Genomic DNA, 20,940 nt, shown 5'->3' with positions numbered 1-20,940 from the left:
TCAGACCTGAATGGCCGTTGGCAATCTCACGCTCTGGCTGGCGGCAGGCGAAGTCATTTGCGCCTTGCGGCTCGCCGAAGGCAGGACGAGCATCGGGACACTGCAATGGGCCATCAGATAGGAGGCAACCGTTCCGTACGGGACGTCCCTGACATGCTGATGCCCGTGCCCGCGTGCGGACATCACCGCGAGATCAGCCGCTTCGCGATCGACCAACGCGCAAAGCGTGTCGCGAACGTCGCCGCCACGGATGACAATCGCGCGAGCGCGAAGGCCCATCGCCGAAAGATTGGACCTGGTCCGATCCAGATAGCTGCGCGCGGCCTGCTCGTTGCGTTCGATCAGGTTTTCGCGCAGCGTCTCGTCTTCGGTTTCCAGGGGTCGCGCCTGGATCATTTCGGGCGTGGGGACGACATGAACGAGCAGCAGCTCGGCGTCGGCTGCCTTCGCGAGGCGCACCGCAAGGGGCAGCACGCTTTCGGCCCAGCGCGAGCCATCGAGCGGCACCACGATCCGTCGATAGGCCGAACCCGGGACGGGCGCTTCCACCGGAACAAGCAGGACAGGGCCTGGTGCCTGGGACAGCACCTTGTGGACCGTGCCCCCCACGCCGTCGCGGCCGGCTTCCTTTCGTCCGCGCCTGCCCAGCACGACCATCCCTTCGTCACACTCCCGCACGTACCGGCAGATTTCCTCCGCCGCCGGTCCTTCTGCGAGCTCAATGGTCGTTTGAGATGAGGACGGTTCGATCGTCGCAGCACAACGATCGAGCACCCGCATGGCCTCGCGGCGACGAAGATTGCACTCGATGGGGTCAGGCCGTGCGTCGGGCGACGCGTCTCTGTCCAAGACCTGAAGCAGCGTTACCGGAACGTCGAGCGTTGAAGCCAGAGCAAGAGCGTGTGGATAGATCCACGCGTTGCGATCGGTGCAATCGATGCACGCGACGACGCCGGATGTCTTCGCGGACATTCGGGGCTGGGAGAAGGATGGAAAGGCAGATACGGCAGACATAGGAAAACCTCCTGTTGCCGTCCGTCTCCCCGCTACCGGCGGCGCTCATTCCGACTGTTGCTATCAACGTCATCTGGCCGGACCCTGTTCCCCGATTCCAGCCAGCACTCAAAGGCTATCGGCGGTTCCAGGATGGGGCCATTAGGGCTTTTACGAATGCCGCCGGACTCAGACGACGTTCTCGGGTAACCTTCCCGAGCTCGCGATTGCGCGACAATATGCGGGTGAACCCAGGCGGATCATCACCGGTAGACGCAATTTCCTGTACCTCGCATCAGTGTCATTTCACCCGGCGCTCAGCCCGACTGTCCCTCCGCCTCCGCGACGGCCTTGATCGTTCGCACGAAGCTGTCGGGATTGAGCGACATGGAATCGATACCCTCCGAAACCAGGAACGCCGCAAAGTCCGGATGGTTGCTCGGCCCCTGGCCGCATATGCCGATCTTGATGCCCGCCGCGTGCGCGTTGCGAATGGCTTCCGAGATCATGCGGGTGACGGCTTCGTCTCTTTCATCGAAGAGATTGGCCAGAATCCCGGAATCGCGGTCGACACCCAACACAAGCTGGGTGAGGTCGTTGGAGCCGATGGAAAATCCGTCGAAGCGCGTAGCGAACTGCTCGGCGAGAATGACGTTCGAGGGTATCTCGCACATCATGTAGATTTGCAGCCCATTCTCCCCGCGGCGCAAACCGTTCTCGGCCATCGCTTCGAGCACGCGATCCGCCTCGGCCGGCGTGCGGCAGAAGGGGACCATGACGATGACGTTCGAGAAGCCCAGTTCCTCCCGGACCCGCTTGAGCGCGCGGCATTCGAGAGCGAAGCCTTCGCGATACCGTTCATCGTAATAGCGCGAGGCGCCGCGGAAGCCGAGCATCGGATTCTCCTCATCCGGCTCGAAGGCGTCGCCGCCCACAAGGTGCGCATATTCGTTCGTTTTGAAATCGCTCAGGCGCACGATGGCGGGGTGCGGGTAATAGGGACTTGCAAGCTTCGCGATGCCGCGCGCGAGGACATCGACAAAAAACTCCGATGGGTCGGAATACCCCTTGGTCAGATCGCGTATTTGCCGCTGAGCTTCAGCGCTCACGCGATCCGGGTGAACCAGTGCCATCGGATGCACCTTGATATGCGCGTTGATGATGAACTCCATGCGCGCAAGGCCGACCCCTCGGGCAGGAAGCCGCCACCACTGGAATGCCGCCGCCGGGTTCGCGATATTGACCATGATGTCCGTCCGGGTGGCCGGCAGGGAGCCGATATCCACGTCCGTCACGGAAAAATCGAGTATGCTGGCGTAGATTGTTCCGACGTCACCGTTAGCGCAGCTGATCGTGATCTCGCTGTTCTCGGCAATGATCTCGGTCGCGTTTCCGGTGCCGACGATTGCGGGAACACCGAGTTCGCGGCTGACGATGGCGGCGTGGCTGGTGGTGCCGCCATGATTGGTCACGATCCCCGCCGCGCGTTTCATGACCGGAACCCAATCGGGGTCGGTCGTCTCAGTGATGAGAATAGACCCGTTCCGGAACTGGGCGATGTCGGCGGCGGTCCGGATGACACAAGCCTTGCCAGCAGCGATGGCTGTTCCCACCGCCGCGCCCGTCAATAGCGGGTCGCCTTTCTCCTTGAGGCGGTAATGCCGGAATGTCGAGGTGCTGGCCTGGGCCTGAACCGTTTCGGGGCGTGCCTGGACGATGTAGAGTTCACCAGTCTCGCCGTCCTTCGCCCATTCCATGTCCATGGGACGCTGGTAATGGTCCTCGATCGCCACGGCCCACCGGGCGAGCTGGACGATATCGCTGTTATCGAGAACGAAGCTCTGACGCTCCTGCTCGGTTGTCTCGACGATCCTCGTACGGTGGCTTCCGCCTTCCCCATAGACCATGCGGAACGCCTTGCCGCCCAACTCCTTGTCGATGATCGGTTCGGTCCCCGGCTGCGCGAGAAGCGGTTTGAATACGACATATCTGTCCGGGTTTACGCTCCCCTGGACGACGGTCTCACCCAGCCCCCAGGCGGCGCTGATGACGATAGCATTTGGAAAGCCGGTTTCGGTATCGATCGAGAACATGACGCCCGATCCGCACAGGTCCGAACGGACCATCTGCTGAATGCCGATCGACAGCGCAACCTCGAGATGATCGAAGCCTTTCGCATCGCGGTAACTGATCGCGCGATCGGTGAACAGCGAGGCGAAGCATCGACGACAGGCCGCCAGAAGTGCGGCCCGGCCCCGGACATTGAGGAAGGTTTCCTGCTGGCCCGCGAAGCTCGCATCCGGCAGATCTTCGGCGGTCGCGCTGCTGCGCACGGCAACGGCGGGACGCTCTGTGCCGGTACGCCGGCCAAGTTCCGCATAAGCGGACACAATCTCCTCGGCGATATGGGAGGGCATTTCCGCTTCCAGAAACAGACTCCTTATAGCCTGCCCCGCTTCCTGAAGGGTGCATCCGCCGGAGTGGAAGGCGGAGAGATGTTCCGTAATGCGGGGTGCAAGCTCATTGTCGTGAACGAACGCCCTGTAAGCGTCCGCAGTGGTGGCAAAGCCAGAGGGCACCTTCACGCCCTTCTGAGCGAGGGCCGCGGTCATCTCGCCTAAAGACGCGTTCTTGCCGCCTACGGCCGGCACATCAGCGATACCGATGTCTTCGAACCACAAAATCATCGGCTTGGACATAGCTCATCTCCAGCTTGCGTAAGGTGCCAGAGGCCGCCTCAAGGTTTCACCCAGCCACCTCTTTTGTGGTCACCATCACCGCGCCGACTGGCAACGTCACTACGTAAGGCTCCTGAGTGTATCGATGGACTTCAGCTCGATCATCAGATTGACCGGATCAGCTCCGGCCGGATGGCCCAAGATCGAGAGCAGGTCATGGGCAACACAAATGCATGATCATTCCGCTGCGGGCGCGGGCGTCATACTCATCCCAAATGTTTTCAATTGATCGCCCAGTCTCTCAATATCGCAGCCGCTTTATCTCAAGAATATCTCAAGAATCGGCTTGCCGAGATCATACAGGACATAGTTCTGCGGTTATTCCAGGTGGCGATGTTGAGCGTCTCATCGAGATTCGATGAGGGGATCTGCGCCGCTTCGATGCGCCTGCGCAGAACCTTCAGGGCTCGCGCGATCTCTAGCACTACTTTGGCAGAAGTGTAATTTTTGGGATTCCCCTTCGGAGGAATGCGTGATTCATAGGGAGCCAGCTTTTGTGGAGGCTGGCGATGGAAGAGGATTGGCGGCGGGACCTCGAACAGTGGCTTGAGCCGTATTTGCAGGCTCTGGCCAACAAGACGCGGCGGCGGATGTGTCCGGCTTATATCGCCGGATTGATAGGCCCGGGCGATCGCAAGAGTATCCAGCCGATGGCAGCACGCATCGACGCGCTCAGCTATGACCGGCTACACCATTTCGTCGGAGCAGGGATCTGGGACAGCGCGCCGCTGGAGGCGACGTTGTGGCGACAGGCTGATGAGCTGGTCGGCGGCGACAAGGCCTGGCTTATCATCGACGACACAGCGCTACCCAAGAAGGGCAAGGCCTCGGTCGGTGTCGCGCCGCAATACGCCACGGTGTTGGGCAAGAACGCCAACTGCCAGACCTTGGTATCGGTGACGTTGGCCTCGGGAGAAGTTCCGGTCATGCTGGGTTTGCGGCTGTTCCTGCCGGAAAGCTGGACCAGCGACACTGCACGGATGGCCAAGGCGGCTGTGCCCGAAGCATTTCGGGCCTATCGCACAAAGCCTGACATCGCGATTGAGGAGATCGACCGCATCATCGCTGCCGGCGTGCGCTTTGGCTGCGTCCTGGCCGATGCCGGTTATGGCCTGTCCGCACCGTTCCGGCAGGCGCTCAGCGCACGGGGCCTCTGCTGGGCGGTCGGCATCCCCCGCCACCAGAAGGTCTATCCCTCAGACGTGCAGTTGATCTTCCCGGTGGCGGGACGTGGACGACCGCGTGTCCGGCACGTACCCGACGTCAAATCCCTGGCCGCCCATACCATGCTGGAGGAGGCGAAGTGGCGGAAGATCAGTTGGCGCCGCGGAACCAAAGGCCGTCTGAGCGCCCGCTTCGCTGTCATGCGCGTGCGGATCGCTGATGGCGCGCCACAGCGGATCGGTGCTGCTGGCGCACAGCACATGCCAGGCGAAGAGGCTTGGCTGGTGGGCGAGCATCGCTCCAGCGGCGAGCGAAAATACTATCTTTCCAACCTTCCCGCCGACACGCCAGCCAAAGATGTCGCCGGCGCCATCAAGGCGCGCTGGGTCTGCGAACAGGCGCATCAGCAACTCAAGGAAGAACTTGGTCTCGACCATTTCGAGGGCCGCTCGTGGACCGGGCTGCATCGCCATGCGCTCATGACAATGATCGCCTATGCCTTCCTGCAAACACGAAGGCTCGCTCAGACGGGGCGGAAAAAAAAGAGTCTCCGGTCCGCCCCCTCAGCCGAGCCTACCGGCTGTACGCCAAGCTATCCTTGACCGCTTATCGCGCGCGCCGCCGCGCCATTGCCCTCATTGCGGAGGATGCCTGGCAACTGCACATCCTGCAATTCTGCCAAAGTAGTGCTAGCACTACTTTGGCAGAAGTGTAATTTTTGGGATTCCCCTTCGGAGGAATGCGTGATTCATAGGGAGCCAGCTTTTGTGGAGGCTGGCGATGGAAGAGGATTGGCGGCGGGACCTCGAACAGTGGCTTGAGCCGTATTTGCAGGCTCTGGCCAACAAGACGCGGCGGCGGATGTGTCCGGCTTATATCGCCGGATTGATAGGCCCGGGCGATCGCAAGAGTATCCAGCCGATGGCAGCACGCATCGACGCGCTCAGCTATGACCGGCTACACCATTTCGTCGGAGCAGGGATCTGGGACAGCGCGCCGCTGGAGGCGACGTTGTGGCGACAGGCTGATGAGCTGGTCGGCGGCGACAAGGCCTGGCTTATCATCGACGACACAGCGCTACCCAAGAAGGGCAAGGCCTCGGTCGGTGTCGCGCCGCAATACGCCACGGTGTTGGGCAAGAACGCCAACTGCCAGACCTTGGTATCGGTGACGTTGGCCTCGGGAGAAGTTCCGGTCATGCTGGGTTTGCGGCTGTTCCTGCCGGAAAGCTGGACCAGCGACACTGCACGGATGGCCAAGGCGGCTGTGCCCGAAGCATTTCGGGCCTATCGCACAAAGCCTGACATCGCGATTGAGGAGATCGACCGCATCATCGCTGCCGGCGTGCGCTTTGGCTGCGTCCTGGCCGATGCCGGTTATGGCCTGTCCGCACCGTTCCGGCAGGCGCTCAGCGCACGGGGCCTCTGCTGGGCGGTCGGCATCCCCCGCCACCAGAAGGTCTATCCCTCAGACGTGCAGTTGATCTTCCCGGTGGCGGGACGTGGACGACCGCGTGTCCGGCACGTACCCGACGTCAAATCCCTGGCCGCCCATACCATGCTGGAGGAGGCGAAGTGGCGGAAGATCAGTTGGCGCCGCGGAACCAAAGGCCGTCTGAGCGCCCGCTTCGCTGTCATGCGCGTGCGGATCGCTGATGGCGCGCCACAGCGGATCGGTGCTGCTGGCGCACAGCACATGCCAGGCGAAGAGGCTTGGCTGGTGGGCGAGCATCGCTCCAGCGGCGAGCGAAAATACTATCTTTCCAACCTTCCCGCCGACACGCCAGCCAAAGATGTCGCCGGCGCCATCAAGGCGCGCTGGGTCTGCGAACAGGCGCATCAGCAACTCAAGGAAGAACTTGGTCTCGACCATTTCGAGGGCCGCTCGTGGACCGGGCTGCATCGCCATGCGCTCATGACAATGATCGCCTATGCCTTCCTGCAAACACGAAGGCTCGCTCAGACGGGGCGGAAAAAAAAGAGTCTCCGGTCCGCCCCCTCAGCCGAGCCTACCGGCTGTACGCCAAGCTATCCTTGACCGCTTATCGCGCGCGCCGCCGCGCCATTGCCCTCATTGCGGAGGATGCCTGGCAACTGCACATCCTGCAATTCTGCCAAAGTAGTGCTAGCACTACTTTGGCAGAAGTGTAATTTTTGGGATTCCCCTTCGGAGGAATGCGTGATTCATAGGGAGCCAGCTTTTGTGGAGGCTGGCGATGGAAGAGGATTGGCGGCGGGACCTCGAACAGTGGCTTGAGCCGTATTTGCAGGCTCTGGCCAACAAGACGCGGCGGCGGATGTGTCCGGCTTATATCGCCGGATTGATAGGCCCGGGCGATCGCAAGAGTATCCAGCCGATGGCAGCACGCATCGACGCGCTCAGCTATGACCGGCTACACCATTTCGTCGGAGCAGGGATCTGGGACAGCGCGCCGCTGGAGGCGACGTTGTGGCGACAGGCTGATGAGCTGGTCGGCGGCGACAAGGCCTGGCTTATCATCGACGACACAGCGCTACCCAAGAAGGGCAAGGCCTCGGTCGGTGTCGCGCCGCAATACGCCACGGTGTTGGGCAAGAACGCCAACTGCCAGACCTTGGTATCGGTGACGTTGGCCTCGGGAGAAGTTCCGGTCATGCTGGGTTTGCGGCTGTTCCTGCCGGAAAGCTGGACCAGCGACACTGCACGGATGGCCAAGGCGGCTGTGCCCGAAGCATTTCGGGCCTATCGCACAAAGCCTGACATCGCGATTGAGGAGATCGACCGCATCATCGCTGCCGGCGTGCGCTTTGGCTGCGTCCTGGCCGATGCCGGTTATGGCCTGTCCGCACCGTTCCGGCAGGCGCTCAGCGCACGGGGCCTCTGCTGGGCGGTCGGCATCCCCCGCCACCAGAAGGTCTATCCCTCAGACGTGCAGTTGATCTTCCCGGTGGCGGGACGTGGACGACCGCGTGTCCGGCACGTACCCGACGTCAAATCCCTGGCCGCCCATACCATGCTGGAGGAGGCGAAGTGGCGGAAGATCAGTTGGCGCCGCGGAACCAAAGGCCGTCTGAGCGCCCGCTTCGCTGTCATGCGCGTGCGGATCGCTGATGGCGCGCCACAGCGGATCGGTGCTGCTGGCGCACAGCACATGCCAGGCGAAGAGGCTTGGCTGGTGGGCGAGCATCGCTCCAGCGGCGAGCGAAAATACTATCTTTCCAACCTTCCCGCCGACACGCCAGCCAAAGATGTCGCCGGCGCCATCAAGGCGCGCTGGGTCTGCGAACAGGCGCATCAGCAACTCAAGGAAGAACTTGGTCTCGACCATTTCGAGGGCCGCTCGTGGACCGGGCTGCATCGCCATGCGCTCATGACAATGATCGCCTATGCCTTCCTGCAAACACGAAGGCTCGCTCAGACGGGGCGGAAAAAAAAGAGTCTCCGGTCCGCCCCCTCAGCCGAGCCTACCGGCTGTACGCCAAGCTATCCTTGACCGCTTATCGCGCGCGCCGCCGCGCCATTGCCCTCATTGCGGAGGATGCCTGGCAACTGCACATCCTGCAATTCTGCCAAAGTAGTGCTAGCACTACTTTGGCAGAAGTGTAATTTTTGGGATTCCCCTTCGGAGGAATGCGTGATTCATAGGGAGCCAGCTTTTGTGGAGGCTGGCGATGGAAGAGGATTGGCGGCGGGACCTCGAACAGTGGCTTGAGCCGTATTTGCAGGCTCTGGCCAACAAGACGCGGCGGCGGATGTGTCCGGCTTATATCGCCGGATTGATAGGCCCGGGCGATCGCAAGAGTATCCAGCCGATGGCAGCACGCATCGACGCGCTCAGCTATGACCGGCTACACCATTTCGTCGGAGCAGGGATCTGGGACAGCGCGCCGCTGGAGGCGACGTTGTGGCGACAGGCTGATGAGCTGGTCGGCGGCGACAAGGCCTGGCTTATCATCGACGACACAGCGCTACCCAAGAAGGGCAAGGCCTCGGTCGGTGTCGCGCCGCAATACGCCACGGTGTTGGGCAAGAACGCCAACTGCCAGACCTTGGTATCGGTGACGTTGGCCTCGGGAGAAGTTCCGGTCATGCTGGGTTTGCGGCTGTTCCTGCCGGAAAGCTGGACCAGCGACACTGCACGGATGGCCAAGGCGGCTGTGCCCGAAGCATTTCGGGCCTATCGCACAAAGCCTGACATCGCGATTGAGGAGATCGACCGCATCATCGCTGCCGGCGTGCGCTTTGGCTGCGTCCTGGCCGATGCCGGTTATGGCCTGTCCGCACCGTTCCGGCAGGCGCTCAGCGCACGGGGCCTCTGCTGGGCGGTCGGCATCCCCCGCCACCAGAAGGTCTATCCCTCAGACGTGCAGTTGATCTTCCCGGTGGCGGGACGTGGACGACCGCGTGTCCGGCACGTACCCGACGTCAAATCCCTGGCCGCCCATACCATGCTGGAGGAGGCGAAGTGGCGGAAGATCAGTTGGCGCCGCGGAACCAAAGGCCGTCTGAGCGCCCGCTTCGCTGTCATGCGCGTGCGGATCGCTGATGGCGCGCCACAGCGGATCGGTGCTGCTGGCGCACAGCACATGCCAGGCGAAGAGGCTTGGCTGGTGGGCGAGCATCGCTCCAGCGGCGAGCGAAAATACTATCTTTCCAACCTTCCCGCCGACACGCCAGCCAAAGATGTCGCCGGCGCCATCAAGGCGCGCTGGGTCTGCGAACAGGCGCATCAGCAACTCAAGGAAGAACTTGGTCTCGACCATTTCGAGGGCCGCTCGTGGACCGGGCTGCATCGCCATGCGCTCATGACAATGATCGCCTATGCCTTCCTGCAAACACGAAGGCTCGCTCAGACGGGGCGGAAAAAAAAGAGTCTCCGGTCCGCCCCCTCAGCCGAGCCTACCGGCTGTACGCCAAGCTATCCTTGACCGCTTATCGCGCGCGCCGCCGCGCCATTGCCCTCATTGCGGAGGATGCCTGGCAACTGCACATCCTGCAATTCTGCCAAAGTAGTGCTAGGCGGCGTGGACAAATTCGGGGCGGGCTGAATGCCTACTTGGGGTGATCGCCCGTTACGAATTGCACGACGAAGAACAGGACTGCGCATCCGCACCAGAAGATCGCCCATGCGGTGAAGGCCCGGCGGAACGCCGCTGGGTATTCTGGTTTCTGGATGAACCAGACGAAAACATACGGGCACCAGAAGGTCAGAAGCCCCATCAGCGCCAGTTTCAGTGTCGATGCCTTCGGCGTAGTTTCGTCTATTGGCACGGCTGTCATGGATGAACTTATTTCCCCAAAGGGCGGGTTTCGCAATCGGACTACAGAAGGAAACGCATAGCGAGATTGACGCGAAGCGAGGAGGTTGATTCAAGGCTGCTTTTTTTGGGGCAGACTTGAGCAGGGGCGATCTCACCGAAGTAGAATGGCGCGTTCTGAAAGGCTTGCTGCCGATCGAGCCTGAGAACCGTGGTCGAGGCCGTCCGCCCGAGCAGAACCGCTTAATCGTCAACGGCATCCTTTGGCGGCTCCGGTGCGGAGCGCCATGGCGCGACGTTCCGTCCAAATATGGAAGTTGGAACACCATCTATCGGCGGTTCCGGCGTTGGAGTGAAGCCGGGATCTGGGAAACCGTGGCGGTGACGCTGGCCGAGATCATGGCGGACAGTGGCCATTACAGCATCGACAGCACCACAGTCCGCGCCCACGTTTCGGCAGCGGGCGGAAAAGGGGGACTCATCGACGCGCTCTTGGCCGCTCGCGGGGCGGGTTCACCAGTAAACTTCACTGCCTGGCTGATGCCTTCGGACGACCGCTCGCCTTCCATCTAACGGTTGGCGAGGCGGCAGATTGCAAGGCGTATGAGGCCCTGATCGGCTTGCCCGAACGCGCACCTGACGCTTTGCTCGCCGACAAGGGCTACGACGCCGACGCGATCCGCGCTGACCTTGCCGAACGGAATATCGCAGCCGTCATTCCGGGGCGATCAAACCGCCGCGTGAAAATCGAGCATGATCGAGTGCTCTACAAGCAGCGCAATCGCATTGAGCGCATGTTCGGGCAGCTCAAGATCAACCGCGCCATCGCCACCCGCTACGATCAACTGGCCAACAGCTTCCTCGGCATGGTCCACATCGCAACCGCCAGATACTGGCTCAAATTTGTCCACGCCGCCTAGCACTACTTTGGCAGAAGTGTAATTTTTGGGATTCCCCTTCGGAGGAATGCGTGATTCATAGGGAGCCAGCTTTTGTGGAGGCTGGCGATGGAAGAGGATTGGCGGCGGGACCTCGAACAGTGGCTTGAGCCGTATTTGCAGGCTCTGGCCAACAAGACGCGGCGGCGGATGTGTCCGGCTTATATCGCCGGATTGATAGGCCCGGGCGATCGCAAGAGTATCCAGCCGATGGCAGCACGCATCGACGCGCTCAGCTATGACCGGCTACACCATTTCGTCGGAGCAGGGATCTGGGACAGCGCGCCGCTGGAGGCGACGTTGTGGCGACAGGCTGATGAGCTGGTCGGCGGCGACAAGGCCTGGCTTATCATCGACGACACAGCGCTACCCAAGAAGGGCAAGGCCTCGGTCGGTGTCGCGCCGCAATACGCCACGGTGTTGGGCAAGAACGCCAACTGCCAGACCTTGGTATCGGTGACGTTGGCCTCGGGAGAAGTTCCGGTCATGCTGGGTTTGCGGCTGTTCCTGCCGGAAAGCTGGACCAGCGACACTGCACGGATGGCCAAGGCGGCTGTGCCCGAAGCATTTCGGGCCTATCGCACAAAGCCTGACATCGCGATTGAGGAGATCGACCGCATCATCGCTGCCGGCGTGCGCTTTGGCTGCGTCCTGGCCGATGCCGGTTATGGCCTGTCCGCACCGTTCCGGCAGGCGCTCAGCGCACGGGGCCTCTGCTGGGCGGTCGGCATCCCCCGCCACCAGAAGGTCTATCCCTCAGACGTGCAGTTGATCTTCCCGGTGGCGGGACGTGGACGACCGCGTGTCCGGCACGTACCCGACGTCAAATCCCTGGCCGCCCATACCATGCTGGAGGAGGCGAAGTGGCGGAAGATCAGTTGGCGCCGCGGAACCAAAGGCCGTCTGAGCGCCCGCTTCGCTGTCATGCGCGTGCGGATCGCTGATGGCGCGCCACAGCGGATCGGTGCTGCTGGCGCACAGCACATGCCAGGCGAAGAGGCTTGGCTGGTGGGCGAGCATCGCTCCAGCGGCGAGCGAAAATACTATCTTTCCAACCTTCCCGCCGACACGCCAGCCAAAGATGTCGCCGGCGCCATCAAGGCGCGCTGGGTCTGCGAACAGGCGCATCAGCAACTCAAGGAAGAACTTGGTCTCGACCATTTCGAGGGCCGCTCGTGGACCGGGCTGCATCGCCATGCGCTCATGACAATGATCGCCTATGCCTTCCTGCAAACACGAAGGCTCGCTCAGACGGGGCGGAAAAAAAAGAGTCTCCGGTCCGCCCCCTCAGCCGAGCCTACCGGCTGTACGCCAAGCTATCCTTGACCGCTTATCGCGCGCGCCGCCGCGCCATTGCCCTCATTGCGGAGGATGCCTGGCAACTGCACATCCTGCAATTCTGCCAAAGTAGTGCTAGGCTGACATTTCCATGAAACATTGTCCCTCCTCGTGGCCACCCTATCGCGCCATTGCCTGCCTGTCGTCAGTTTCACCGATCAGCAGATCACAGGCCGTCCACCAAGCCTGCCAAGCTGTGCAAGTCCGCCAGCCCCATCGAAGGAGTACACTGACGCAAGCCCGACCAGATTTGTGACGGCGCCGATGGTCACGTCGCCAAAGGCGAAAGCATCCCAGCAACCAACCCGGAAAGCCCGGTTCGTGCGTCATCCAGGCTGCCCGACATATCGACCTGCCCCAACACGAGTAATTCCCTGCCGCCATCCATACCGAACTCCCGCACCACGGCGCCTCCCGATCCCGGACGCGCGGGATAGAGGAGCATCAGGCGGTCGCAGCGGTAGAGCCGCGCATAGGCCATCATCTGGTAGACATCGGCCTGGCCGACGCCCTTGCGGCGATCGAGCGGATCTCCGCTCAGAGACTTCCACTTGGTATCGACGATGGCCACCACCTCGCCGTCCCGGCGCAGCAGGATGTCGGGCCGCGTCTGGAACAGGTGCCCCGTGCAATCCTCGTCCCCACGCCAGTCGCCCAGGCAATAGCGCAGGCCGCCCTGCGCGACGACATCGATGCCGCTGCCGGCAAGATCCTGGCGAAGCAGCGCGGCGACCGCAGCTTCGAACAGGTCGTTCATCGCGAACAGCAGCGCAACACCCTCCCCGCCGCCGGCGCTCGCCGAGGTCGATTGCCAGTCGCGCCTCACAAGCAGACGGGCGAGGGCGAACAGGCTCTCCCAGCGCCGGTTGGTCCGATCTATACTGACCCGATCCCACGGCAATGACGACAGGGGGATATCGGAGACGCCGGCGAGCACGAAACGAAGCTCATCCAGCAGCCGCTGGGTGTCGGGCGCGCGGCTCAGCCGGCGCAGCGCAAGCACGGCCGCTTTCATGACCTGCAGCAGCGGAAGATCGCTCGAGAGCTGATCGTACCGGCAGGCGAGCCGATCGGGCCGGACCGCATGATGCGTGAACTGCCGGGTGACATCGAGACGCCCCCGCAACGCCGACAGATCGTCCTCATGCGGCAGATAGCGCCGCGGGAGGCCTCGCCGGGTTTCGACAAGGAGCCGGTCGGCGAATATCCTGATGAGAATCTCGAGCAGATTCCCGGCCCCCCACCCCATCGCCGTCGCGGCGCCGGCGCCGATGTCGAGACCCAGGGCGAGGTCGAGGAGCGCGACCAGCCGCCGGCGGACCGTGGGCATGTCCTCGTGCGGCGCGTCGGGATCGACCTTGGGCAGGATTTCGAGGCTGCATCCCGGCGCGGCAAGCACTCCGACCATCTGGCGGGCCTGCAGGTAATGACGATGGTCGGAGACGATCCCCGATCCATCCGCGCCGCCAAGCGGATGCCCCCTCGCCGCGGCGACAAGCGCCTCGGCCTGCGCGACGGAGAAACCTTGCGGGCCAACCGGCGCCCGGCCCCATTCGGGAACCGCAAGATGCGTCACGCCGTTTGCGGTGCCGGATTATCGGCCACGCCGTCCTGTGCCGCGGCAACCTTCCCGACCAGCGCCTCATAGGCATCGTCTGCGAAGGGCACGCGCACGAACCAGCTCTTGCGCTCCAGCCCGTCGATTCCCGGCGGCGCCTTCAGCACGCGCTGACCGATGAAGCCACTCCCGAGCACCGCATGGATCCGTCCCCAGTCCTCGAAGAAATACTCCTGGAGCAATGGAATGATCTTGTCGCGCATGACCGCGTCGACATCGGTGCGCGACGCGCAATGCATGAAGAAGGCGTGGCCGATGCGATGCTCGCGATCGACCAGATATTCGATCCGCTCGTTGATGGTTTCGAGAGCCTCCCGAAGCGGCACGGCGGAACGCCCCTCCGCGTCCACGAGCAGTTCGGGGTCTGGCGCGACCTCCCGGAAGGTGAAGCGCCGACGCAGCGCGGTGTCGAGCAAGGCGATGGACCGGTCCGCCGTGTTCATCGTGCCAAGGATGTGCAGGTTGGCCGGCACCCCGAACGGGGCCTTGGAGTAAGGCAGGCGGACGGTCAGGCCATTGCCCATGCCGAGCCGCTTGTCGGGTTCGATCAGCGTGATCAGCTCTCCGAACACCTTGGAGATGTTGGCGCGGTTGATCTCGTCGATGATCAGGACATGGCCTTCGGGCGTCCCCGTCCCGCTCCCGTCGTCGCCGGTCGCCACCGTCTGTTCAAGACCGTCCCAATTCACATGACGGCTGTCCATCTGGTAGACCGAGACCTGGCTCAGCTCCTTATTGTAGACCTGCTCGCGGGGCAGGCTTTCGTCGCTGTGCCAGAGCCAGCGAACCGCCCGGCGATGGTTGTATTCGCCGTTCACGCCGGGCACGAACCGATAGGGTCCGGTGACTTCGCCGATCGCACGGAACTTGCGGTTGCCGTCGGAGACGACGACCAGCGATCCGATCTCCATGTTGATGCGGAAGGTGAACATCTGCGACATGTTCGGGTCGTTGCCGCTGGCGTCGGGATGATCCTGCCGCCACCGCTCCTTGATCGCGTCCCATTGATCGTAGCGCGGATCGGACCAGTCGACGTCGCCGCCCCAGCCGAGGACCACATAGCCCTCGCGAATGGCTTCCTGGTAGATGAGGTCGTCACGTGACGACCAGCTCCGGCCGAGCGACATCTTGAACACCTTGCGGCTGCGATCGATTACGGCCCGGTCGCCCTGCCCCACCTTGCCGCGGTTGCTCCCGGCAACATCGGCGATCCGCTTGAAGATCCCGTCCTGGGGCTGAAGGCTGAAGCCGGCGGGCGCATCGGCGCCATCCTCGCCCTCGCCCGACACGGGACGCAGGCCTTCGACGAAATCCTCGTAGCTGAAATTCTGATGGAAGGTGACGAACTCGATGCGGCCCTTCTGGCTCAGTGCGCGATAAAGCGACATCAGCTCGTCACGGTCCTCCGGGACCGCCTCACCGCACAGGCGCACGGCCTCCCGCGCAGTCTCATAGGTCTTGCCCGTCCCCGGAGGGCCGTAGAGGATGAGGTTGGTCGGCATGGTCATTCTCTTTCTCGTTCCAGCCCGATCGGCCGGTTTCTCCTCGACGGGCGGCAAACGCTCCTGGCAGGTTTCCCAGATGAAGCCCTGCACGTCCCACAGGTCGCGCGGCCTCCAGCCCCATTCCTCCTCCATGATCGCGAAGATGCGCCTCGCCAGATCCAGCACCGCCGCCAGTTCCGCCGCACCGAGAGGCTGGGCGCCAAAAGCGGGGGAGCCCATCAGCATCCGCGCGGCATTGTCGGTGGGTCTCGAGCGAATGCCGAGCATCGCCCGTGGATCGACCAGGGCCCGGATCATCGTGGGGATCGTGCGGCTTTCCGCCAGAGGCCGGCTTGTCGTCCATTTCTCGCAGAGATGAGGCCAGATGCGCTCGGCGCATTCGGTCACCGCAGCGATCGCATCGGGCGCGCGCGCCAGCTTGCCAGCGGACTCTTCCATCACGCCCGGGTCGCTCGCGCGGATATCGGCGACCATCCTGGCCACGCGCCAGTCGAGCAGGTTGCTCTCAAGCCCGGCCTTGCCCGACGCGAGATCGAGCAGAGCAGCGCCAAGCACCGCATCGTCGGACGAGCGATGTTCCTCCATCATTTCTTCGGCGCGAATGAGAAGCGCGCGCTTGTAGTTATCCTCGGCCGATGCATAGCTTGCACTGTCGCCGAAATCCCGAAAGTCGGGATGCTTCTCGACGAACAGCTTCCGCAGGCGCTCAAGCATGCTTCGGTCGAAGCGGGTCAGCGTGTAGCGGAAAATCGTGAACGGGCTGTCGTTCTTGCCCGTCCGCACCGGCGGCGGAACATCGGCGAGCGCCTGCATCTTGGGACCGGCAAGGGCCTGGCAGATATTCTTGTAGTGGTTCTTGAGCTCGAGCGCGGCGTTGATCTCGCGGACGGGGATCTCCACAATGGCCTCGCCCGCCCCGCGCGCCGGCGCAAAATAATGCTCCATCGCATGCCGGCGAACCCGGTCGGCGTCTCCCTGCTCTTCCCCCGCCTCGCCCCGGCAAAATTCCCGATAGGCCTCCGCACCCCGCAAGGCCGTTCGCAACCGCTCATCATAATTGTTCGAACGCGGAACCAGCACGGCAGGCGGCGTATTGTGCGGCAGATCGTCGATCGATTGCCGCAGCGCCGCGAGCAGCGCCTCCATCGCGTCGCGTTCATAGGCCTGGTCCAGATCCCGGTCGACCAAGCCATAGTCGGGCATCGCCGCCTCGACCCGGCGCATCCGGCTGATGTCGCTGGTTACCGAATGCTCGGCATAGCCCTTGGCCATCAGCCACGCTCGAAATTCGTTCTCTCTCACTGTTCCTCCGGCCAGACCCGACTGTCACGCCGCAACGATCCATTAAGCATCGTCTGTTCACATTCCGTAAAGCGCCCACGAATGTGGTGCCGCAATGGCGGCCGAAACCAGTCCGCTGACCCAGGGTTCACCAAACGCCCGACCTCTTTTGCGGGCACCGCGCCCCTCGCAGATGGATACTAACGATTTCTCGCGCCAGCGAGCAGCAGGGCGTTTGTCGTCCGCGGATGCGCCGCGATCACTTGGGTCGCCCATTGTCAGTATCTCACGGATCATTCACGCCGCGGCAGCCGCGTTTCAAGCCTCAGGCGCCACCCTGGCAGCCTGCGTCTCCGCACAAGCTGCATCCAGGCTACTACTCCGTCCACACTTCCGCGCAGGCGCTGGAGGACGGCGAACGATGCATCGCTGAATTGGGGTGGAAGCTGCAAAGCGCAGGTGGCCAGCGCACAACCTTAGGTACGATCCCAGTGTTCGCTGAAAAGGGTTGACCTCGGAGGGCAGATGCAGCGAACGGGCTGCCTGCCCAGCCTTGGAGGCCAGCATTGAAAGCTATTCAACCGCTTGTATTCATCGCCCAAAACTACTTCACCAAGTTCCCGCAGCTTGCCGCAAACACGTCCGGACCAAACCGCCGACGCATGTGGTTTGCGACCTTCTTCGCATAGGGTCAACGATAATAAGTCAGTTCATCGGTATCTGGGCGTCAACAATAGCGCGAGCGACGAGCTCGGAGCGCCGGAAAACACCGTAGCGTTGCTTGGCTCTGGATATGAAATACCGCACCGAGGTCTGAGCAATTCCGAGGATCTCGCCGATCTCCCAGTCGGTCTTGCCGAGCGCGATCAGCGCAGTGCATTCGGCCTCGCGGCGCGTAAGCCGAGGAACATTGCGGCCTTGCATGGCGTGATGAAGATAAAGGCCAGTCTTGAACGCGAAGCCTGCGACGATCTGGAGCGTGGTCATCAAAGACGGTGTGATCGCGATCGGCGTCGGGCGGGAAAAGGTACAGGATGCGTATGTCTCGCTCGGTATGTGCAGCGGCACAGTGATGCCGTGAATGATCCCGTAGCCCTGCGCTTCCTCGAAAAGGGCATGCTGGTGATCGGCAAGCTCGACGTAGTTGGTGATCTCGTCCCAGCCGAACGGTCGGTCGAGTTGATAGCTTACCTCATATACCGGATCGATGATGAAATAGTGGTTCTCGATGTAGGATTGGACGAATTCCGCAGGATAGTTAGTGACAACCATAGAACGCTCGACCAGCCGTGGAAGACCGCCATGCTGAACGAGCGCAACAAAGGGGAAGCCCATCTGCCGCGCGGCATCGGCTAGTCCGTCGCGCAGTGCCTCGATCGAGGATGCCCTGTTGAGGCGTGAGAGCGCTTTGCGCAGGTGCGGTCCGACATACATGGCTTCCTCCTCGTCGGGCGCGTGGCTCTTTGTCCGCTCACCCGTTCCTGAAACTAGTCGTGCAATGGGTTCTCCGAGACGGTAGCGTCGGATGTGAGCGGTGAAAGCAAACGCACTGTAATCTGCGCCAAGGATGCCAGATGGGCGCGAAACGCATCGAGCGTCCCGAGGCAATGAGCGGCGATAATCGTCAGCATGGCGTCGGCATAGAACTGGCGGGTACGGGTCATTGAACAAAGATGATTATGGAATGACCGCACAGGCGATTCGCTCGCCGGCGCCCCCCGATCGGTTGCGTCCTATAGTCATCAGGATTGGCGTGGATTACCGGCGCCGACCCGTCCGCATCTTTGAGCGCAGGTCGACCATCGGCACCACTGGCCGAAACCAGCGTGGAGTAGAGCTCGACCGTGACACTGCCGTCTTCCTGCACATGGATATTGGGCAGGTCGCCGGCATCGTTTGCACCCTCGACCCGGAATCCATGCACGATCGGCTTTTCCGAATGGACATGACCACCGGCGCCCTGGAAAGCCGCGTCTCCGCAATCCGCCTTCTCGTGGAAATGGACGCCGTGCCAACCCGGCGGCAAGCCGCGCGCCTCGATCCGAAGCAACGCGCCTTTGGACGCATCGGTAAGGCGAGCGCCGTGTCCGCGGATCAGCTTGCGACCGTCAAGAAACTGATCGCCTCGCTCAATGCGGATGCGCGCATCCTGACCTGCGATCACGGCCGCGTGCCGCTCGACGCCATTCTCGACACCGGGCTGTTCGATGAAGAGAAGGCCGCGCAGCATCCGCTCTGGGCCAAGGAGCTCTACGGCTACGCCAGCCATCAGCCGGAGACCGAGGAATATGGCATCGAAAGCTTCGTCTACCGTGCGCGCGCACCCTTTGACCCAGCGAAGCTCCATGCATTCCTGGTTACGGATGGTCTCGACAATGTCGTGCGCGCCAAGGGGCATTTCTGGCTGGCGACGCGGCCCGAGTGGGTGGGCGAGCTGGCCGTTGCTGGCTCGCAGACGATGACCTCGCGCATGGGGTGCTGGTGGGCGAGCATTCCCAAAAACCAATGGCCCGATGATGATCGCTTCGAGCGGTTTGTCGCGGCCCACTGGGACAATGTGTGGGGCGACCGGCGGCAAGAACTGGTGTTCATCGGGATCGGCATGGACGAAGCCCGCATCCGGCCCCGGCTCGATGAATGCCTGATGCCGGTCCGCACGTTCACCCCGGAACTCTGGATGGGCCTGAGGGATCCATTCCCGTCATGGACGCCCGCCGAGGCCGAGGCCGCCTGACACAGGCGCCCTTGGGCCGGGCCGGAGGCCAGGGTGCCGTGCTGGATGGCAGGAACATATGCTAGTCCGCGCCCGTTGCTGACCAAAGTGACATGAGCCTGCCCGCCCTGATGCTGATTATTTCTACGCCTCCCGATTGCCGGACGAGCCCATTGGAGGATCGAGGGCATTCATAGCCGCACAGTGGAGCCGTGTACGATCCGGTCCGGCGCCACTGCCGACCGCGCTCACGGCCTCATCCACTCTACCTCTTTCGTTCCGAACTACGGGGCGCGAACACATCTCTGCCGTATAACTTGCGCATGTGGGTGGCGACCTTGGAGGCATAACTGCGCTGCCGCCACGCAGTGGGACTGTGGTAGATGCCGACCGCCGCCCAATAATTGCCAGTCGCCTCCAGCCCGGAGAGGAAAATCCAGCGTGCGGCTTCGGCGTTGAAGCAGGCGTCGTAGCGCAGCCAGTGTCGGACCTGATGCTCGGGCCTATCGATTACTCGAGCTAGGCGCGGCACCCACCATGTGTTGATCTGGAGTGGCCCGAGATCGTGCGTTCCGTTGGTATTGGCGACCTCTGCGCCGATCCAGCCCGCCTCTTGCTCGCGCAGGCCCCAGAGCGTCTTTTCGAGCCAGCCATAGCCGCGCGCGGCGACGCGAATGCAGCGAGCGATCTCAGCCGCCTCGCCAGGCGCGCCCGGTTTCGCCAGCGCAGGCGCGGGCGTCAGCGCGGCGGGCAGGAACGCAATCGCCGCGAGCACCGTGCCGAACATCGACTGGCGGTTCGGGCCTCGTCGACGACCGCTCATAGCGGCGTCCGATCACGATAGCTGGACGGTGTGCGTCCGACGCGATCCCGCGGCGAGAAGCGGCCGGGTTCGAAGGGCCCGCCAGTTAGAAGCGCCAGCAATCGCTGTCCCGACACGATCTCGATGCCGTCCGCGCCGGAACAGACTGTGCGGCTCATCCCGCCGGTGCGGCCGGTGTGGACAAACATGCCGCGCCGTTTCCGGGTGGCGCAGAGCATAGCGAACTCACGCACATGCTCGGGCTTGATGGCGTCGCGATAGCGCTTCGCCTGGATCAGCCAGCGCTGGCCATCGATGATGACTTCGCCATCGACCCCGCCGTCCCCGGTATAGCGACGATTGCGGATCACGCGGTGCCCGCGCCGCTCGAAGGCCTCCAGCAGCAATTCCTCGAACGCCAGCGGGTCCATCGCGCGAAGCCGTGCATAATGCAGCGCGGCGGGCTGGTCGCGATCGCGTCCGCATAACTGCTCGCACATCGTGCGCGCCTGTCGCCGTCGCCAGCGATGGGTGATCGGTATGCGATAGCTGCGGTATATCAGGGTAAGCAGAGCGGCACCGAATATCGCGATTAGCAGCTGTTCCATCATTC

Annotated in this window: 16 protein-coding genes and 1 pseudogene; 7 read left to right on the top strand and 10 right to left on the bottom strand. The window is 62.8% G+C overall.

Annotated elements, in window-relative coordinates; genetic code table 11:
* Positions 1–1,014 (bottom strand): universal stress protein, encoded by a 1,014-nt coding sequence (locus EGO55_RS17200; RefSeq protein WP_021690817.1) that lies wholly within the window; start codon positions 1,012–1,014, stop codon positions 1–3.
* 296 nt (positions 1,015–1,310) lie between these two features.
* Positions 1,311–3,692, bottom strand: a complete 2,382-nt coding sequence (gene ppsA / locus EGO55_RS17195) for a phosphoenolpyruvate synthase (RefSeq protein ID WP_021690818.1) — start codon at positions 3,690–3,692, stop codon at positions 1,311–1,313.
* A gap of 548 nt (positions 3,693–4,240) precedes the next feature.
* Between ppsA and EGO55_RS17190 the strand changes: the two genes are divergently transcribed.
* From EGO55_RS17190 to EGO55_RS17175, 4 genes are all read left to right on the top strand, one after another.
* Positions 4,241–5,497 carry an IS701 family transposase gene (locus EGO55_RS17190; RefSeq protein WP_021243113.1) on the top strand — a complete coding sequence of 419 codons (1,257 nt, stop codon included), beginning with the start codon at positions 4,241–4,243 and terminating at the stop codon, positions 5,495–5,497.
* Between the two features lie 178 nt (positions 5,498–5,675).
* Complete coding sequence (locus EGO55_RS17185; protein WP_021243113.1) at positions 5,676–6,932, top strand: IS701 family transposase; 1,257 nt, start codon at positions 5,676–5,678, stop codon at positions 6,930–6,932.
* A 178-nt stretch (positions 6,933–7,110) separates the two neighbouring features.
* Complete coding sequence (locus EGO55_RS17180; RefSeq protein WP_021243113.1) at positions 7,111–8,367, top strand: IS701 family transposase; 1,257 nt, start codon at positions 7,111–7,113, stop codon at positions 8,365–8,367.
* A 178-nt stretch (positions 8,368–8,545) separates the two neighbouring features.
* Positions 8,546–9,802 carry an IS701 family transposase gene (locus tag EGO55_RS17175; protein WP_021243113.1) on the top strand — a complete coding sequence of 419 codons (1,257 nt, stop codon included), beginning with the start codon at positions 8,546–8,548 and terminating at the stop codon, positions 9,800–9,802.
* A 124-nt stretch (positions 9,803–9,926) separates the two neighbouring features.
* On the opposite strand, the gene EGO55_RS17170 is transcribed toward EGO55_RS17175, so the two are convergent.
* Complete coding sequence (locus EGO55_RS17170; protein WP_021692050.1) at positions 9,927–10,154, bottom strand: hypothetical protein; 228 nt, start codon at positions 10,152–10,154, stop codon at positions 9,927–9,929.
* Positions 10,155–10,270: 116 nt separating this feature from the next.
* Here EGO55_RS17170 and EGO55_RS17165 point away from each other — a divergent pair.
* Both EGO55_RS17165 and EGO55_RS17160 read left to right on the top strand, forming a co-directional pair.
* Positions 10,271–11,052, top strand: a pseudogene (locus EGO55_RS17165) (IS5 family transposase).
* An 87-nt stretch (positions 11,053–11,139) separates the two neighbouring features.
* The gene (locus EGO55_RS17160) at positions 11,140–12,396 is read left to right on the top strand and encodes an IS701 family transposase (RefSeq protein ID WP_021243113.1); all 1,257 of its coding nucleotides are present in this window, start codon (positions 11,140–11,142) and stop codon (positions 12,394–12,396) included.
* A gap of 280 nt (positions 12,397–12,676) precedes the next feature.
* Here the strand turns inward: EGO55_RS17160 and EGO55_RS17155 are convergent, their stop codons facing one another.
* The 5 genes from EGO55_RS17155 to EGO55_RS21765 all read right to left on the bottom strand — a co-directional run bounded on the left by EGO55_RS17155 (position 12,677) and on the right by EGO55_RS21765 (position 19,042).
* Positions 12,677–13,984: an McrC family protein gene (locus tag EGO55_RS17155; protein WP_021243114.1), complete on the bottom strand. Its 1,308-nt coding sequence runs from the start codon at positions 13,982–13,984 to the stop codon at positions 12,677–12,679.
* Entirely contained in the window at positions 13,981–16,803 is a 2,823-nt protein-coding gene (locus EGO55_RS21300) for an AAA family ATPase (RefSeq protein WP_021243115.1), read from the bottom strand. Before EGO55_RS21300 ends, EGO55_RS17155 begins: the two co-directional genes overlap by 4 nt.
* A gap of 714 nt (positions 16,804–17,517) precedes the next feature.
* Complete coding sequence (locus EGO55_RS17135; protein WP_021243116.1) at positions 17,518–18,246, bottom strand: helix-turn-helix transcriptional regulator; 729 nt, start codon at positions 18,244–18,246, stop codon at positions 17,518–17,520.
* Between the two features lie 53 nt (positions 18,247–18,299).
* Positions 18,300–18,476, bottom strand: a complete 177-nt coding sequence (locus tag EGO55_RS20625; protein ID WP_021688148.1) for a hypothetical protein — start codon at positions 18,474–18,476, stop codon at positions 18,300–18,302.
* Complete coding sequence (locus EGO55_RS21765; RefSeq protein ID WP_373280335.1) at positions 18,473–19,042, bottom strand: superoxide dismutase family protein; 570 nt, start codon at positions 19,040–19,042, stop codon at positions 18,473–18,475. The genes EGO55_RS20625 and EGO55_RS21765 overlap by 4 nt, the downstream gene beginning before the upstream one ends.
* On the opposite strand from EGO55_RS21765, the gene EGO55_RS21760 reads away from it, so the two are divergent.
* A complete protein-coding gene (locus EGO55_RS21760) occupies positions 18,983–19,546 on the top strand; it encodes a GTP-binding protein (protein WP_171905943.1) in 564 nt (187 codons plus the stop codon). The genes EGO55_RS21765 and EGO55_RS21760 overlap by 60 nt on opposite strands.
* Positions 19,547–19,790: 244 nt before the next feature.
* On the opposite strand, the gene EGO55_RS17120 is transcribed toward EGO55_RS21760, so the two are convergent.
* Both EGO55_RS17120 and EGO55_RS17115 read right to left on the bottom strand, forming a co-directional pair.
* On the bottom strand, positions 19,791–20,348 hold the full coding sequence (locus tag EGO55_RS17120; RefSeq protein ID WP_021688150.1) for a lytic transglycosylase domain-containing protein: 558 nt from the start codon (positions 20,346–20,348) through the stop codon (positions 19,791–19,793).
* A complete protein-coding gene (locus EGO55_RS17115; RefSeq protein ID WP_021688151.1) occupies positions 20,345–20,935 on the bottom strand; it encodes a restriction endonuclease in 591 nt (196 codons plus the stop codon). Before EGO55_RS17115 ends, EGO55_RS17120 begins: the two co-directional genes overlap by 4 nt.
* Positions 20,936–20,940: the final 5 nt, after the last annotated feature.

The organism is Caenibius tardaugens NBRC 16725 (assembly GCF_003860345.1).
Lineage (GTDB): Bacteria > Pseudomonadota > Alphaproteobacteria > Sphingomonadales > Sphingomonadaceae > Caenibius > Caenibius tardaugens.
Note: the sequence above shows the minus strand (reverse complement) of the source record. Positions and strands in the feature narration are given on the sequence as shown.

Coding starts and splice junctions, on each gene's coding strand:
- EGO55_RS17170 (WP_021692050.1), bottom strand. CDS start 10,154: ATGACAGCCGTGCCAATAGACGAAACTACGCCGAAGGCATCGACACTG.
- EGO55_RS21300 (WP_021243115.1), bottom strand. CDS start 16,803: ATGGCCAAGGGCTATGCCGAGCATTCGGTAACCAGCGACATCAGCCGG.
- EGO55_RS20625 (WP_021688148.1), bottom strand. CDS start 18,476: ATGACCCGTACCCGCCAGTTCTATGCCGACGCCATGCTGACGATTATC.
- EGO55_RS17200 (WP_021690817.1), bottom strand. CDS start 1,014: ATGTCTGCCGTATCTGCCTTTCCATCCTTCTCCCAGCCCCGAATGTCC.
- ppsA (WP_021690818.1), bottom strand. CDS start 3,692: ATGTCCAAGCCGATGATTTTGTGGTTCGAAGACATCGGTATCGCTGAT.
- EGO55_RS21765 (WP_373280335.1), bottom strand. CDS start 19,042: ATGCTGCGCGGCCTTCTCTTCATCGAACAGCCCGGTGTCGAGAATGGC.
- EGO55_RS17185 (WP_021243113.1), top strand. CDS start 5,676: ATGGAAGAGGATTGGCGGCGGGACCTCGAACAGTGGCTTGAGCCGTAT.
- EGO55_RS17190 (WP_021243113.1), top strand. CDS start 4,241: ATGGAAGAGGATTGGCGGCGGGACCTCGAACAGTGGCTTGAGCCGTAT.
- EGO55_RS17135 (WP_021243116.1), bottom strand. CDS start 18,246: ATGTATGTCGGACCGCACCTGCGCAAAGCGCTCTCACGCCTCAACAGG.
- EGO55_RS17115 (WP_021688151.1), bottom strand. CDS start 20,935: ATGGAACAGCTGCTAATCGCGATATTCGGTGCCGCTCTGCTTACCCTG.
- EGO55_RS17120 (WP_021688150.1), bottom strand. CDS start 20,348: ATGAGCGGTCGTCGACGAGGCCCGAACCGCCAGTCGATGTTCGGCACG.
- EGO55_RS17180 (WP_021243113.1), top strand. CDS start 7,111: ATGGAAGAGGATTGGCGGCGGGACCTCGAACAGTGGCTTGAGCCGTAT.
- EGO55_RS17175 (WP_021243113.1), top strand. CDS start 8,546: ATGGAAGAGGATTGGCGGCGGGACCTCGAACAGTGGCTTGAGCCGTAT.
- EGO55_RS17160 (WP_021243113.1), top strand. CDS start 11,140: ATGGAAGAGGATTGGCGGCGGGACCTCGAACAGTGGCTTGAGCCGTAT.